We start from the raw sequence: 15,443 nt of genomic DNA on the forward strand, positions 1-15,443 counted from the left end.
TGGACACCCTTGCTTTCAGCTAACAGTTCCTACTGCCAAGCCTGTAGTGGACTTTCACCACCAAGTTATAGCCCATGCTGGGCGCACTAAAAAAAGAGCAGTCCATCATGGACTACTCTGATAATGAATTGCTCTATATTAATTAAAATAAAACTATGCGCGTGATGCGTATTTGCCATCAGATGTATTGATAACCAGCACATCTCCCTGGTTGATAAAAAAAGGTACTTGGACCGTAAGTCCGGTTTCTAATTTAGCAGGTTTTGAGCCACCGCTTGCTGTGTCCCCTTTTATACCTGGTTCTGTTTCGATGACTTCTAATTCCACATTATTTGGTAAATCAATACCAATTACTTCACCTTCATATGTCATAACTGTTACTTCCATATTTTCTTTAATAAAATTTAGTTCCCGCTCCAATTGGCTTGTTTGCATTTCAATTTGTTCATACGTATTTGTATCCATAAATGCATGAACATCGCCAGAAGCATATAAATATTGCATTTTTCTATTTTCAATATGGGCTCGGTTTACTTTCTCACCTGCACGGAATGTTTTCTCTTGAATATTTCCATTTCTTAAATTACGAAGTTTTGAACGAACAAATGCAGCCCCTTTTCCAGGTTTTACATGTTGGAATTCCATTACTTGCCAAATACTGTTATCTACTTCAATTGTTAATCCAGTTTTAAAATCGTTTACTGAAATCATATTTATGTTCCTCCTGTTTCAATTATAATTGTATTAAATCTTTAGGTGCATAGGTTAAACGTTCATTACCTGTTTCTGTAATAATAAGGTCGTCTTCTATTCTACATCCTCCAACCCCTGGAACATATATGCCGGGTTCAACAGTAACAACCATTCCTGGAGATAATTTTACATCTGAACGTTTGGATAAGGCGGGTCCTTCGTGTACTTCCAGCCCTATCCCATGTCCGGTTGAATGTCCAAAGTTTTCGCCATATCCCTTTTTAGAAATATAATTCCTTGTTAAAGCATCTGCTTCTATCCCAGTCATTCCAGGTTTAATTCCTTGAACACCTCTTAATTGTGCCTCTAATACAGTTTCATAGATCGTTCTTAATTCACTGTTAATATCTCCAACTGCTATTGTTCTTGTCATATCTGAACAATAGCCCTGGTATAATGCACCATAATCCAGGGTTACTAGCTCCCCGTGTTGAATTTCTTTAGAAGAAGCTACACCATGCGGCAACGCAGATCTTTCACCGGAAGCAACTATAATATCAAAACTTGATGAGGTTGCACCTTGCTTACGCATGAAAAATTCTAATTCATTGGAAATATCTATTTCTTTTGCCCCTGGTTTAATATAGCTTTGAATATGATCAAATGCTGCATCAGCTATTTCAGCTGCTTTTTTTAAGATTGCAAGTTCGTCTTTCGTTTTAATTAAACGAATTTGCTCAACAATGCCGCTAACAGGTACTAAATCAACATCGAATAGTTTTTTAAAGCGTTCGTATTTCGAATACGTAAGGTTTTCTTTTTCAAAACCGACCTTTGTTACTTTTAACTCTTGTAGTTGATTTTTAATTTCATGTTCGATCGCTTTCTTATGTTCTACGATGGTAAAGCTAGAAGCTTGTTCCGATGCTTGTTCTATGTAACGAAAATCTGTGATGAATCTGCTGTCATTTTTACTGACAATAGCAACGCCTGCGGTCCCGGTAAATCCCGTTATGTACCTTCTGTTAATTGGACTTGTTATTATCATAGCATCTAGCTGGTTTTCTTCTAATAAATTTCTTAATTTTGTTAGTTTCCCCAATCTTTTTCATCTCCTTCTATCTAATTATTTATGCACCAATTACTTAGTATCATGTATAAAAGCTAATGCTGCAAGCCGATAACTATTTATCCCCATACCTGAAATTTGGCCAATACAGGCAGGGGCGAGCATTGAAGTACGGCGAAACTCCTCTCGATTGTAAATGTTAGAAATATGGACTTCAATAACAGGAGTCTTAATTGCTTTGATTGCATCGTGGAGAGCAATACTTGTATGTGTGTATGCAGCTGGGTTAAAAATAATCCCTTCATATTTACCATTAGCTTTATGGAGACAGTCAATTAAATCTCCTTCATGATTGGATTGAAAACAGTCCAGTTCGTAATAATAGTCGTTTAGAAGTTCTTTTAGTTCATTTTCGATGTCTTTTAAAGAAAATTCTCCATAAACATCTTTTTCGCGCATACCAAGCACATTTATATTTGGTCCATTTAGTAATAAAAGCTTCTTCATATTTATCATTCCTCTTTGTTTATGAATCAGAACCAACAGTAGTTATCAGTTTATCATAAATTGGTAATGTTGACAGAAAAATATAGCTTCTCTCTTACGTTTTCTTTTTTTGTTGTAGCCGAATCAACATTTCGTAATAATCAAAGGAGATGGAATAACCAATAAATAATCCATATAATATAAATAAGCAGATTGTAGATACAATTGTATCTTGGTTAAATTCAGTGAGCTCGGGAACTGTTGAAAATATGGGCTCCAATATATAAAAGACGATTCCCCAAACGATTAATCCATAAACAACACCGATCCACATGGAATTAATCTTTTTAAATAACCCGTAGTATATGACAGCGACCAAAATGGAAAGAACACCTACCATAAATATGGATACAACCTCACCTAACCAACCAGTTGTCCACTGAGCCTTAGTCCATGAACGTAATAAAAAAGTCTTTGGAGCGACCTCAGCAAAATTAAAATAATACATCACTACCCCAATGATACTCCAAAATATTCCGCCGAAAAATCCATTTATCAAGGCTTTTCCTAAAACAGATATCGGGCTTTTTTGATAATCTTGTTCATTATTTTTTTCCGTCACCATAAACACCTCCATTCTTATTGTTACCAATTGCCTTTAAATCAGTCATGAACGACTCCTTGATTTTAATGTAAATATTACTAAAGTGGATATTTATATCTAGTTATATTGACAGGTATCTTGTAAAATAGCATTGAGGACCCAAAGTATAACAAAAAAACAATCCATTAAATCTTTATGAACAAAATAAGGTTATATTTGAATATTTTAGGATAAAAAGGGAATAATCTTAGTAGTTGACAATCGTCATAAAGGGAGATGTCATTATTTTTCATAAAAGTTTCAGAAAGTGATGCTATAAAGGTTGTTAAAAGTGGTATATAAGTAATAAAAGGATAAAATCCTTTAATTTATGGGAGGAGGCCTTCTGATGGCACGAAATAAGTTAACCTTTCTAGTTTATATTATTATTGGTTTAGCTTTAATAGGGGTAGTTACTCAACTCTACTCGAATGCAACAAGTTTTTTGGCTAATCTATTTTTGATGATCGGGATTGGTGTAGCTGTTTTTGCTGCGATCTATTTTCTTTTTCTTAGAAATCGAGCCCCATCTAATGATATGAAAAAATACAAAAAAGCTGTAAAACAATCAAAAGCAAAATATAAACAACGCCGCAATCCAAATATAAAGACTTCGACAAGAAAGAATCTACAATCATTGCAAGTGAAGAAAAAACCTTCAAGACGAGCTAGTCATCTGCGTGTAATTGAAGGGAATAAATCCAAGAAGAAAAAACGAGCTTCTAATTGAGATAGCTCGTTTTTATTGATTCTTTTATGCTCACTTGTCTAAAACTACCTTGGCCAATACATTAAAAACTGATCTGCATGATATTTTCCAGTTTCAATTAATTCATGCTTTATTTTTTCACTAATATCAAAATCAGTTGCTTCAATGTGATCAACTGGAATAAAAATAATGTTATTCTGTTTTGATTTAGAAACATACCTTGTATCATGAGCCTGTTTCATGGTGGAAAAAAGAGCATGCAACATATCTAAGGCAGTTTTAATATGTCTTGGCTTCATTTTTTCCATAGACTCACTTAATTTAACACCAATAATCGGCCGCATTGGAGTATGATTTTTATTTTCGAAAATCCATAATGGGAAATTGCTTAATAGGCCTCCGTCAACAATTAAACTTTTTGTCTTATTTTTTCCAGGTAGTTTTTTTGGCATGAAAAAATAAGGAAAACCTGCACTCATCCTTACTGCTTTTGAAATCGGGAAGAAGTTGGGATCAATCCCATAGATTCTTTGCAGATCATCTGGCAGCACCACCAACTTTCCCAATGTAATATCACTTACAACGACCTTAAGATAACCACTTTGTATATCGCTGAAAGTATAGATGTTTTTAGATGCCAGTTTTTCATGGATCCAGCTTTCAAATGTATTGCCTTTATAAAGTCCCATTTGAAAATATAAAAAAAACCACTTACTAAATGGAACAAAGGTACTGAGACTGGGAGGGTCTAAAAACTGTTTTAAATCTAACTCTTTCATAATTTTATTGATTTCCTCAAGGTGATATCCAGCTGCAATGAATGATGCTATAATAGCCCCTGCTGACGTCCCTGCTACTCGTTCTAGAGTTACCTTTTTATCTTCTAAACTTTGTAATGCCCCAATAAAACTATACGCCTTAACTCCCCCGCCTGAAAACACCCCATCAATTTTCATAACCCTCTCCTTATATTTCCTTTGTACATTTTTAATCATTTACCTTTAATTTTAGAACTTATTTAGAATTTACTTTTGTAAAAAGGATAAAAAGAGTAGTTGATTTGAGTTTCACTTGTGTAACTAGGCTATTTCATGTATGATCAAATAAAGAAACAAAGTTGCATAAACTAAAAAATATTCTTGAAATGAGGAGAATTAATATGCCAACACCTAGTATGGAAGATTACATAGAACAAATATACAATTTAATTGAAACAAAGGGTTACGCACGTGTATCTGATCTAGCAGAAGCGCTAATGGTGCACCCGTCTTCTGTCACAAAAATGGTACAAAAACTTGATAAAGACAATTATTTAAACTATGAAAAGTATCGTGGCTTTGTTTTAACATCGAAAGGAAAGAAAATTGGAGAGCGACTCGTTTTTAGACATGAATTATTAGAAGAGTTTCTTGAAATAATTGGTGTAAATGAGGAAAAAATATATGATGATGTAGAAGGAATAGAGCATCATTTAAGTTGGGAATCCATTGATCGAATTGGGGATTTAGTAAATTACTTTAAATCCGACAAAAGCCGTATTAAAGATTTAAAGCAACAACAATTAAAAGAAAATAAAGAGAAATTATCCTAATTGATTTTGACTTCCATTTTAATTATCACACTTAAAATATTACTTTAAAAATAAAAATCTAAACATATCCCAAATAGAAAAGAGCTAATTACCGTATAGCTCTTTTCTATTATAAACCACATTGAAGTTGAGCACCACAGGTTGTACATGTGTTGCAGCCGCCAATATCTGCGACGATTCCTTCACGACAAACCGGGCATCTGTCACCGATTTTAGAACCTATTGTAACATTCATTTTCTTCAGCTTTTGCATGGTATCCATAGAAACAGTCTTAGGTTTAGAACTATTTTTGGATTGCTCCTCTGATTTATCATGCAAATTTTCTTCAGCTTTTAATGTTAAAACTTGAGAATCCCTACTACCGTCGACATAAACTGTACCACCTTTCGCTCCGCATTTATATAGCCTCCGGTATACCTTATCAACTTGGTCAACCGTATAGCCTTTTGGTGCATTAACGGTTTTCGATATAGAACTATCGACCCAGCGCTGAATGACACATTGTGTGTCCGCGTGTGCTTCAGGAGTTAAATCCATTGCAGAAATAAACCAATCTGGTAAGTTCTTTGGATTAACATCTGGATTTGTTTCTAAAAATTCCTGCACGATACCTGCTTTAACTTCGATAAATTTACCAAGTCGTCCACTTCGATAGTACGAAAAAGAAAAGTATGGTTCCAATCCTGTACTAACCCCTGTCATTGTACCGGTAGATCCGGTTGGAGCAACTGTTAACAAATGTGAGTTACGGATGCCGTATTTTAAGATATCTTCTCTTATATCTTTTGGCATTTGTTTCATATATCCCGTATTTATAAAGGCTTCTCTTAATTTTTGCGTTTCCACATCTGATTTTCCAATTAAAAATGGAAAGCTCCCTTTCTCTTTAGCAAGTTCAATAGATGTTCTATAAGCAGTTGTAGCTATAACTTCAAAAATTTGATTGATTAATTGGTTACCTTTCGATGAACCATACACCGTCTCACAATAGATAAGTAAGTCATGTAACCCCATTACTCCAAGCCCTATTCTGCGCTCACCAAGTGCCTGTTTTTTATTTTCTTCTAAGAAATATGGTGTTGCATCAATAACATTATCTTGCATCCGTACTCCAATTTGGACGGTTTCTTTTAATTTGTTAAAGTTTACTGTTTTTTTAGCTTTATTTGCCATTTCTGCTAAATTAACTGCGGCTAAATTACAAACAGAATACGGTGCTAAAGGTTGCTCACCACATGGATTAGTAGCAATTACTTGGTCTTTGTAGGCCTTAGCATTAGTCATGTCATTCGCATTATCTATAAAGAAAATACCTGGTTCAGCCGAGTAAGTTGCGCATATATTAATTAAGTTCCATAAGTCTTTTGCTCTTATTCTACGGTATACGCGAACACCATACCCCATCTTTTCCCATTGCCGAACATCTCCAATATAATGCCAATTATCATTGTATGCTTTCATTTCCTCGTCTGTATAATTTTCTACATCAGGAAACCGTAGCTCATACATATCATCGTTTTCAATAGCTTCCATTAGTTCTCTTGTTAAGCAAACAGAGATATTAGCTCCTGTTAAAAATTCAGGGTTATTTACTGAATATGTGCCACCAGTAAGAAGTTTTTCTTCCGCTTCTTTTATAGCTGCTTGTGTAAAGCCCCCAAGACCCGACATGTTTTTATAGTTCACGACTCCTTGGTATAATTCAATTTCTGTTTCTGTTAAAGGGGTAAATTTTAGTTTTTCTTTAGCCAGCTTTTTTATTTGTTCATCTTCTGTATTTTCGATTAAATAGCGAAGAATTCTTGGATTTTGCATTTTTGAAATAATAAATTCGATGATATCAGGATGTGAATCGACTAGCATTATCATTTGCGCGCCACGTCGTGACCCACCCTGTTCAACTAAATGCGTTAATTTAGCAAGGTCATCTAACCATGATACTGAACCGGATGATTTTCCGTTTACCCCCCTTGCTAATGTGTTTCTCGGTCTTAATGTTGAACCATTTGTACCAACACCGCCACCTCGACTCATAATCTCCATGACTTGTTTCCTGTGATCGGAAATACCCTCACGCGAATCTTGAATGTAAGGCATAACGTAGCAATTAAAATAGGTTACATCTTTTTTTGAACCAGCCCCATACAATACTCTACCTGCTGGAATAAAGTTTAAACTGGTTAGTTCTTGAATAAACTTATTAAACCACTCTCCTTGATTCTCTTTGGTTTGCTCTACCTTTGATAAATCAGCTGCATTTCGTCGAGCGATTTGTTCATAAAAAATTTCTAATGGTTTATCAATGACATCTAGCGTTCTAGTTACGACACCTTTGTTTATTTCTTCTTCACTATCTAATGCAGACAAAAAGTCTTGATCTACTGCTATATCCGCTTGTTTATTTTCCCAATCAATCGACTGGATAAAACCCGTTCCGCGAGTTGGAAATGATGGGTCTGACTTAACTGTTAATACAACAAAATCCCCTTTTTTTAATGTTTTCTGTTCAATATCTGTAAAGGAATACCGATCAAGCATCACTAATCTAGAAACTCCCTTATATGTTAGCTTCATATCTTGTGTTATCGGATAGACTTGTGGAAACAATTTAATATCTTCATTAAGTTTTTGTACATCGATCTGTTTATTTGTCCCCATAGTAGACGACAATATGATCGCTCCTTTTCATTTTCAAAAGTAAATTAGATTTTGGTTTATTGTGTTACTAACACCATACCATATTAAAAAATATTAAAACAATATATTGTGCACAAATGAATTAGAAATACCATATATAGTATTGGTGGAAAGAGTTCAATTTACTGTTTATATGTAAACATATTAGACATTGTTCGACACTCTTTTATAAGTACAATATTTTATTTCGTATCTTATTAAATCTGGGAGAGAAAATACTTTGAAAATATAACATATACCTCCTATAATAGAGTTAGTAGAAAAGAGAAAGACGGTGGAATTATTATGAAATATGTTATTTTAGTCCTTGTTGTTTTACTTGCAATAGGTATATTTCGATACTTTCGACAAGGCACATTTTTGAAAACTTTAACTGAAGAACAATTTCGAAAAGGATATCGAAAAGCGCAATTAATTGATGTAAGAGAGCCGCAAGAGTTTGAGAAAGGACACATTCTTGGAGCAAGAAATATACCCGTTACTCAAATGCGTCAACGACTTGTGGAAATACGGCCAGATAAACCTGTTTATCTATATTGCCAAGGTACTACTAGATCGGCGAGAGCAGCTCAACTCCTTCATAAAAAAGGATATCAAGATATCAATCAATTAAAAGGCGGCTTTAAAAAATGGACAGGAAAAATAAAAAATTAAAAATACCATTTTAGATATAGAAAAGAACGACTCAGACACTTAAGACCAGACCGTCTGAGTCGTTCTTTTTTATAATATTACTCTTCATAATAGCGCAAAACAGGTTTTCTTGCTGCTGTAGTTTCGTCCATTCGTTTAACAATTGTATTATGAGGGGCTTCTTGAACTAATTCAGGCTCCTTTTCGACTTCTTCTGAAATAGACAACATCGTATCGATGAAACCATCTAATGTCTCTTTAGATTCTGTTTCTGTAGGCTCAACCATAAGTGCTTCTTCCACGTTCAATGGGAAATAGATGGTTGGAGGATGATAGCCATAATCTAGCAGTCGCTTCGCTATATCTAACGTACGTACCCCCAATTTTTTCTGTTTTTTACCAGATAAAACAAATTCATGTTTACAATGCTGGGTAAATGGCAGGTCATATTCTTTTTCCAACTTGCGCATCATATAATTTGCGTTTAGCACAGCATACTCACTTACCTTTTTAAGGCCTTCAGCACCCATCGTGCGTATATACGTATAAGCCCTCAAATTAATACCGAAATTTCCATAATATGGTTTTACCCTACCAATTGATTGAGGTCTGTCGTAATCAAAAGAATAGAAATCATCTTTTTTTACAAGCAATGGTTTTGGTAAGAATGGAGCCAATTCTTCAGAAACTCCAACCGGACCTGAACCAGGACCACCGCCGCCATGCGGACCGGTAAATGTTTTATGCAAGTTTAAATGTACAGCATCAAATCCCATATCTCCTGGGCGCGCATAACCCATAATAGCATTTATGTTCGCGCCATCATAATATAGTTTGCCTCCTGCATCATGTACAATTTTAGCCATTTCTACAATTTCAGTTTCAAATAAGCCAAGTGTGTTTGGATTCGTAAGCATTAAAGCTGCTGTATCCTCGTCAACGACACGCTTTAAGTCTTCTAAATCCACTAACCCCTGTTCATTGGATTTAACTGTAACAGCATCGAACCCTGCTACTGATGCAGATGCCGGGTTTGTTCCATGAGCAGAATCAGGAACAATAACTTTTGTTCGATTGTAATCACCGTTTGCTTCGTGAAAGGCACGAATCATCATTAATGCTGTCCATTCAGCTTGTGCCCCTGCAGCCGGTTGTAGTGAGACTTCATGCATATTAGTAATTTCTTTTAGTGAAGTCTGTAAATCATACATCATTTCTAATGCACCTTGCACCGTTTTTGGATCCTGGTGCGGGTGAATTTGACTAAACCCCTCTAAGCGAGCGACATCTTCGTTGATTTTTGGGTTGTATTTCATTGTACAGGACCCTAATGGATAAAACCCAGAATCAATTCCGAAATTACGATTTGAAAGGCCTGTATAATGACGCATAATTTCTAGTTCGCTCACTTCAGGCAGTTCTGGAGCAGTCTTTCGAATATATGTCTCATCAAGTTCCTCCTCCAAATCAAATGCAGGAAAATCTAATTCGGGTAAATTATAACTGGTTCTGCCTTCTTTACTACGTTCAAAAATTAATGGAAAATCCTTTTTAGCCATTGATATCCCCCAATTCTTTAACAAAAGTGTCAATTTCCTCTTTTGTGCGAATTTCAGTTACAGCAACTAACATATGATTTTCTAAATCCGGATAAACGAGTCCTAGATCATAGCCGCCAATGATTCCTTTATCCAGTAATTTATCATTTGTAGCTGAAACAGAGTTCGATAGTTTGATAACAAATTCATTAAAAAAAGGTCCTTCAGAAACAACTGAAATAGAGGATTCTTCTAGTCTTTGTTTCATATATCGAGCTTTTTGCATGTTTAGTACAGCCATTTTTTTCACACCATGTTTACCTAAAGAACTCATTGCTACGGAACTTGCTAATGCATTTAATGCTTGATTGGAACAAATATTGGAAGTTGCTTTATCTCTTCGAATATGCTGTTCTCTGGCCTGTAAGGTTAAAACAAAGCCTCTTACCCCGTCTTCATCTGTAGTTTGACCGATTAGTCTCCCTGGAACTTTTCGCATTAATTTTTTTGTTGTGGCAAAATAACCGCAATGAGGGCCTCCAAATTGCGCAGGTATACCAAATACCTGGGTGTCACCAACTACAATATCTGCACCAAACTCCCCTGGAGGTGTTAAATAACCTAAAGCCAATGGATTACTAGAAACAATAAACATCGTTTTCTTTTGGTTTTGAATTAGTTCGTTTACCTTATCTAGCGATTCGATTTGTCCGAAAAAATTCGGATATTGAATGACGACACTAGCTGTATCTTCATCTAATTCTTTTTCAAGTTGGTTTAAATCAGTTTTACCATTATTATGATCAATTTCAACAATTTCGAGGTTTGGCCCTTTCGAATAGGTTTCAATTACAGCCCTTGATTCTGGGTGGACGGTCTTAGATACAAGGATTTTCTTTTTACGCGTTTGTGCTGCACTCAGATTTACAGCTTCAGCAAGTGCTGTGCCGCCATCATACATAGAAGAGTTAGAAATAGGCATGCCGGTTAATTCAGAAATCATCGTTTGAAATTCAAAGATTGCTTGCAATTCCCCTTGAGACACTTCTGGTTGATATGGTGTATAAGCTGTGTAAAATTCGGATCTTGAAATAACATGATCAACTACAGAAGGAATAAAGTGATCGTAAACTCCAGCCCCTAAGAAAGAAGTATATTGTTTTACATTCGTATTTTTATTTGCCATTGCTGTAAGTTCATTTTTAAGCTCAGCTTCACTAGTTGGCTGTTTTAAATTTAATTCCCCGTTGAAACGAACATCCTCTGGAATATCAGAAAATAACTCATCAGTTGATTGTACGCCTACTGTTTCTAACATCTCTTTTTTATCTGTTTCGGTCATTGGTAAATATCGGAAATCCATACTAAAATCCTCCCCCTATTTCTTATAAAAAGGTGTTTTAATGACAACGGCTTTTAATTTTCGCTTACGTACTTGAACAACAAGTTCTGTCCCCTCTTCAGTAAATTCAGAATTTACTAAAGCTAATCCAATATTTTTTTGCAAGGAAGGTGATTGGGTTCCAGATGTAATGTAACCTATTTTTTCATTATTATAGTAGACCTCATATCCAGTACGAGGGATACCTTTATCAATCATTTCAATCCCAATCAGCTTTCGATTTGTCCCTTCTTCTATTTGTTTTTTCAACGCTTCTTTTCCTATAAAATCGACTGGTTTATTTACTTTTACTGCAAATTTCAACCCAGCTTCTATTGGGGAAATATCCCTTGAAAGTTCCTGACCATATAAAGGTAAATTTACTTCAAATCGTAGTGTATCTCTTGCACCTAATCCTATTGGTTCTAATCCTTTATCTTTTCCAGCTTGTAAGATTAAGTTCCAGAAATCACGGCCGCTATGTTGATCAATATAAATCTCAAATCCATCTTCACCTGTATAACCAGTACGTGAAACAATTGCTCCTGCTTCCAAAGAAGAAAAATAAACAGGATTTTCAAAGCGGAAAAACTTAATTTCACTTAAATTTGTATCAGTTAAAGTTTGCAGGATTTCTTCAGCTTTTGGACCTTGTAAAGCTAACTGAACATAGTTCTTAGATACATCTTCAATAATCAACTCGTCATTATTATAGTTATTTTGTTTGATTAGCCAGTCATAATCTTTTTCTGTGTTTGCTGCATTAACAACTAGTAAATAGTTATTTTCTTCTAACATATAAATAAGAAAATCGTCCACAGTACCCCCGTCCTCATAACACATAAAAGTGTACTGGGCACGTTTCGGCACTAGTTTAGAAACATCATTTGTTACAACTTTTTGCAGGAAATCTAAACTTTTTGGGCCTTTAATCGCTATCTCTCCCATATGAGATACATCAAACAATCCTGCTTTTGTTCGTGTGACATTATGTTCGTGTTTTATACCTGAAAATTGAACAGGTAAATCCCATCCGCCAAAGTCAATTGTCTTTGCCCCAGATTTTTCATATTCAGGGTATAAAGGGGTTCGCTTTAATTCACTCATTTTATCCACTCCTTTTTTGACATAAAAAAATAGAGATTTCACTGATAATACAGGAAACCTCTGTCCTTCAACCAGAAAGTTGCACATTTGTCTTGAAAACAGAAGACTCAAAACAAACATTTGCTTCGTGGGTGGTCCACACAATGTGAACACTCTCCAGAGACCGCGTCCTACAAGAGTCTTTTTACCTGAGAGATTCGCTAATTGCTTGCTCCTTCGGCGTTACTGTAAGAATGTTGGAAAAATTAAATGAATTCCTGACAGTAAGCTCTCCCCTTGTATTCATTCGCTTATTTACTTTATGAAAAAAGAAATAGTTGGTTATACTATGTATCAATCATTGAAATCTGTTTTCAAGTGCATTATACCACATAAAACAAAAAAATCATATTAAATAATCGATTTTTTTGATTTTAGCAAAAGTAATTATTTCTATTGATAAGGGAGTATATTATGGAGCAAATTCATATTCAAAAAGATTTTACTTTTATAGATGATTTGGAGACAACTTTAGAGAAAGAAGGTCCTTTTTCAAACTGGGATCTCTTTCAAATGGCATATCAGGCGGAACTAACAACGATAACTCCAGAATTCAATGGTTTAAGGGCTCTGGAATACCTCCCGCATATGGAGTTTATGCCTCATCAAATTGAGTCAGCTAAACAAGCTATCGAACAAATGAACGGAAGGGCAATTTTAGCCGATGAGGTTGGATTAGGAAAGACGATTGAAGCTGGATTAATTTTAAAAGAATATATGATAAGAGGTTTGGTAAAAAAAGCTCTTATATTAGTGCCTGCTTCCTTAGTAAATCAGTGGGTTACTGAACTGAATGAAAAGTTTTTTATCCCAGCTGTGGCACATAGAAAAAATTATTCATGGGAGCAGTGTAATATTATTATTTCATCAATTGATACAGCAAAGCGTCCCCCTCATCGTGAATCGATTTTAGATTTAGATTATGATTTTTTATTAATTGATGAGGCACATAAGCTTAAAAATCATAAAACAAAAAATTATGCATTTGTTCGTGACGTGAAAAAGAAGTATTGTTTACTTTTAACTGCAACACCTGTTCAGAATCGTCTTGTTGAAATATTCAATTTGGTATCTATTCTAAAACCAGGTCACTTAGGAAATTATGAATCATTTTTAGAACAGTATGGTAAAAACAGAAAAAAGATTCACCAAGATGCATATTTAAAGAAATTGATCCAAAAAGTAATGATACGTAACACACGAAAAGGCACTGAATTAAATACTACTAAACGAACGATCGAAACAATCTGGCTCAACTTTAGTAAAGAAGAAAAAGCAGTTTATGATGATTTAAATGCGATTACAGGACCTTTATCTACATTTTCTAAAATAACTTATTTAAGAGAGATATGTTCTTCAAGAGAAGCCTGTTATTTATCCTTACAAAGTTTAGCTAAAGACGAAAGCAAAAAAGAATTTGTGCAGCCAATTATAGAAAAGATTGCGCAACTGCCACATCATGCAAAGGCCGCAAAGGTAGTTGACTTAATAAATCAGTTTCATGGAGAGAAAGTTATTATTTTTACTGAATATCGAGCAAGTCAGCACTATCTTCAATGGTACCTACATCAACACGGGATAACATCCGTACCTTATCGAGGCGGGTTTAAACGTGGAAAAAAAGATTGGATGCGTCAACTATTTAAAGATCATGCTCAAGTTCTTATTGCAACGGAAGCAGGTGGAGAAGGTATAAACCTGCAATTTTGCAATCATTTAATAAATTATGATTTACCTTGGAATCCTATGAGACTTGAACAACGGATAGGAAGAATTCATCGTTATGGCCAAGAAAAAAACGTGCATATATATAATTTTGCACTGCGCGAAACAATTGAAGAGCATATTATGAACCTTCTGTATGAAAAAATTAATTTATTTGAACAGGTAATTGGAAACTTAGATGATATTTTAACAGAATTAAATATCACTGATTTAGAATCAGAAATCAAAGATATTTTTTCAGAATCATCTTCAACAGGAGAAGCTAAAATTAAATTAAACAATCTTTCGTCAATTATACAATACAACTCCAATATGAAAAATGTGGAGGAGCAATCTTATGGAAATTACTAACTTACATGAATTTTTACAATCGTATTTTAAGGCACATCACTGCGGGGTAGAGGACGTTAAGGATGGAGCGTTAACGGTGCAGTTATCAGAAGAAATGGATCGAACACTTATGAATCGTCCATTTTATTGGCATTATGTAAAAGCTACCGGGAATAAGGGAGTGCCGATGAAGTTAACCTTAGTGACAAATCAAAATAAAACAGATGTAAAAGGAGAACGTATTCATTTTGGAAGCCCTCGGCTCCATCAAATTCTGAATCACTTAAAAGAAAAGGAACAATTTACAAGGCTCTTTCAAAAGGTAGATGCTACACAAAATACTGCCTTATTTCCATGGTTAATAACCAACATTAAAGTTAGCTATGAAGGAAAACAAAAAAAAGATGAAATTTTTTCAATCGGCCTCCATTTGGTAAACGGTATGATGAAATCAGATATGATGAATATACTTCAGAATATAAATTTGAATATGACTATATCAAATTATTGTTATACAATTTCACCTATCATAAAACTCAAAAGCGGATTTAAACGGATAGAAACAATCATTGATGATTATATAAACAATCAATCACATCAATGGGCAAATGAGGCGATAGATACATTGGAAGAGGAAGTTCAATTGGTACATCATTTTTACAATAATGCACAAGAAGAGGAATATTTGGAGAAAGAAATAAACGAAATTACAAACAGATATAAACCGCGCATTACCTATAAAGTAATAAATGGCGGCATTGTATATCTGAAAGATGATTTTCTTGTAAAAAAATAGCAGGT

Annotated in this window: 14 protein-coding genes and 1 riboswitch; of the genes, 5 read left to right on the forward strand and 9 right to left on the reverse strand. The window is 34.7% G+C overall.

What is annotated here, in order from left to right:
• Positions 1–153 precede the first annotated feature (153 nt).
• The 4 genes from efp to J2Z81_RS02095 all read right to left on the reverse strand — a co-directional run bounded on the left by efp (position 154) and on the right by J2Z81_RS02095 (position 2,873).
• Positions 154–711, reverse strand: a complete 558-nt coding sequence (gene efp, locus J2Z81_RS02080) for an elongation factor P (RefSeq protein WP_029270019.1) — start codon at positions 709–711, stop codon at positions 154–156.
• A 22-nt stretch (positions 712–733) separates the two neighbouring features.
• Complete coding sequence (locus J2Z81_RS02085; protein ID WP_029270018.1) at positions 734–1,795, reverse strand: M24 family metallopeptidase; 1,062 nt, start codon at positions 1,793–1,795, stop codon at positions 734–736.
• A gap of 39 nt (positions 1,796–1,834) precedes the next feature.
• Positions 1,835–2,269, reverse strand: coding sequence for a type II 3-dehydroquinate dehydratase (gene aroQ / locus J2Z81_RS02090; protein ID WP_226370615.1), 435 nt, complete (start codon positions 2,267–2,269; stop codon positions 1,835–1,837).
• 94 nt (positions 2,270–2,363) lie between these two features.
• On the reverse strand, positions 2,364–2,873 hold the full coding sequence (locus tag J2Z81_RS02095; RefSeq protein ID WP_226370616.1) for a YqhR family membrane protein: 510 nt from the start codon (positions 2,871–2,873) through the stop codon (positions 2,364–2,366).
• 367 nt (positions 2,874–3,240) lie between these two features.
• Here J2Z81_RS02095 and J2Z81_RS02100 point away from each other — a divergent pair, with 367 nt between their 5' ends.
• A complete protein-coding gene (locus J2Z81_RS02100; RefSeq protein ID WP_226370617.1) occupies positions 3,241–3,621 on the forward strand; it encodes an SA1362 family protein in 381 nt (126 codons plus the stop codon).
• 44 nt (positions 3,622–3,665) lie between these two features.
• Here the strand turns inward: J2Z81_RS02100 and J2Z81_RS02105 are convergent, their stop codons facing one another.
• On the reverse strand, positions 3,666–4,556 hold the full coding sequence (locus J2Z81_RS02105) for a patatin-like phospholipase family protein (RefSeq protein ID WP_029266850.1): 891 nt from the start codon (positions 4,554–4,556) through the stop codon (positions 3,666–3,668).
• A 203-nt stretch (positions 4,557–4,759) separates the two neighbouring features.
• On the opposite strand from J2Z81_RS02105, the gene mntR reads away from it, so the two are divergent.
• Positions 4,760–5,191: a transcriptional regulator MntR gene (gene mntR / locus J2Z81_RS02110; protein WP_029266852.1), complete on the forward strand. Its 432-nt coding sequence runs from the start codon at positions 4,760–4,762 to the stop codon at positions 5,189–5,191.
• A 109-nt stretch (positions 5,192–5,300) separates the two neighbouring features.
• Here mntR and J2Z81_RS02115 read toward each other — a convergent pair whose 3' ends face one another.
• A complete protein-coding gene (locus tag J2Z81_RS02115) occupies positions 5,301–7,850 on the reverse strand; it encodes a vitamin B12-dependent ribonucleotide reductase (protein ID WP_226370691.1) in 2,550 nt (849 codons plus the stop codon).
• A 324-nt stretch (positions 7,851–8,174) separates the two neighbouring features.
• Here J2Z81_RS02115 and J2Z81_RS02120 point away from each other — a divergent pair, with 324 nt between their 5' ends.
• Positions 8,175–8,543 (forward strand): rhodanese-like domain-containing protein, encoded by a 369-nt coding sequence (locus tag J2Z81_RS02120; protein WP_029266856.1) that lies wholly within the window; start codon positions 8,175–8,177, stop codon positions 8,541–8,543.
• A 77-nt stretch (positions 8,544–8,620) separates the two neighbouring features.
• On the opposite strand, the gene gcvPB is transcribed toward J2Z81_RS02120, so the two are convergent.
• Genes gcvPB through gcvT form a run of 3 tightly spaced genes read right to left on the reverse strand, consistent with a single transcriptional unit; the run spans position 8,621 to position 12,548 of the window.
• Complete coding sequence (gcvPB, locus tag J2Z81_RS02125) at positions 8,621–10,081, reverse strand: aminomethyl-transferring glycine dehydrogenase subunit GcvPB (protein ID WP_029266858.1); 1,461 nt, start codon at positions 10,079–10,081, stop codon at positions 8,621–8,623.
• Positions 10,074–11,423 (reverse strand): aminomethyl-transferring glycine dehydrogenase subunit GcvPA, encoded by a 1,350-nt coding sequence (gene gcvPA / locus J2Z81_RS02130; protein WP_029266861.1) that lies wholly within the window; start codon positions 11,421–11,423, stop codon positions 10,074–10,076. The genes gcvPB and gcvPA overlap by 8 nt, the downstream gene beginning before the upstream one ends.
• Before the next feature lie 15 nt (positions 11,424–11,438).
• Complete coding sequence (gcvT, locus tag J2Z81_RS02135) at positions 11,439–12,548, reverse strand: glycine cleavage system aminomethyltransferase GcvT (protein WP_226370618.1); 1,110 nt, start codon at positions 12,546–12,548, stop codon at positions 11,439–11,441.
• Positions 12,549–12,714: 166 nt separating this feature from the next.
• Positions 12,715–12,834, reverse strand: a riboswitch (glycine riboswitch).
• 167 nt (positions 12,835–13,001) lie between these two features.
• Between gcvT and J2Z81_RS02140 the strand changes: the two genes are divergently transcribed.
• Complete coding sequence (locus J2Z81_RS02140; protein WP_226370619.1) at positions 13,002–14,663, forward strand: DEAD/DEAH box helicase; 1,662 nt, start codon at positions 13,002–13,004, stop codon at positions 14,661–14,663.
• On the forward strand, positions 14,650–15,438 hold the full coding sequence (locus tag J2Z81_RS02145) for a YqhG family protein (RefSeq protein WP_029266868.1): 789 nt from the start codon (positions 14,650–14,652) through the stop codon (positions 15,436–15,438). The genes J2Z81_RS02140 and J2Z81_RS02145 overlap by 14 nt, the downstream gene beginning before the upstream one ends.
• The last annotated feature ends 5 nt before the right edge of the window (positions 15,439–15,443 follow it).

Origin of the sequence: Virgibacillus alimentarius (assembly GCF_017874635.1) — a bacterium.
Lineage (GTDB): Bacteria > Bacillota > Bacilli > Bacillales > Amphibacillaceae > Virgibacillus_B > Virgibacillus_B alimentarius.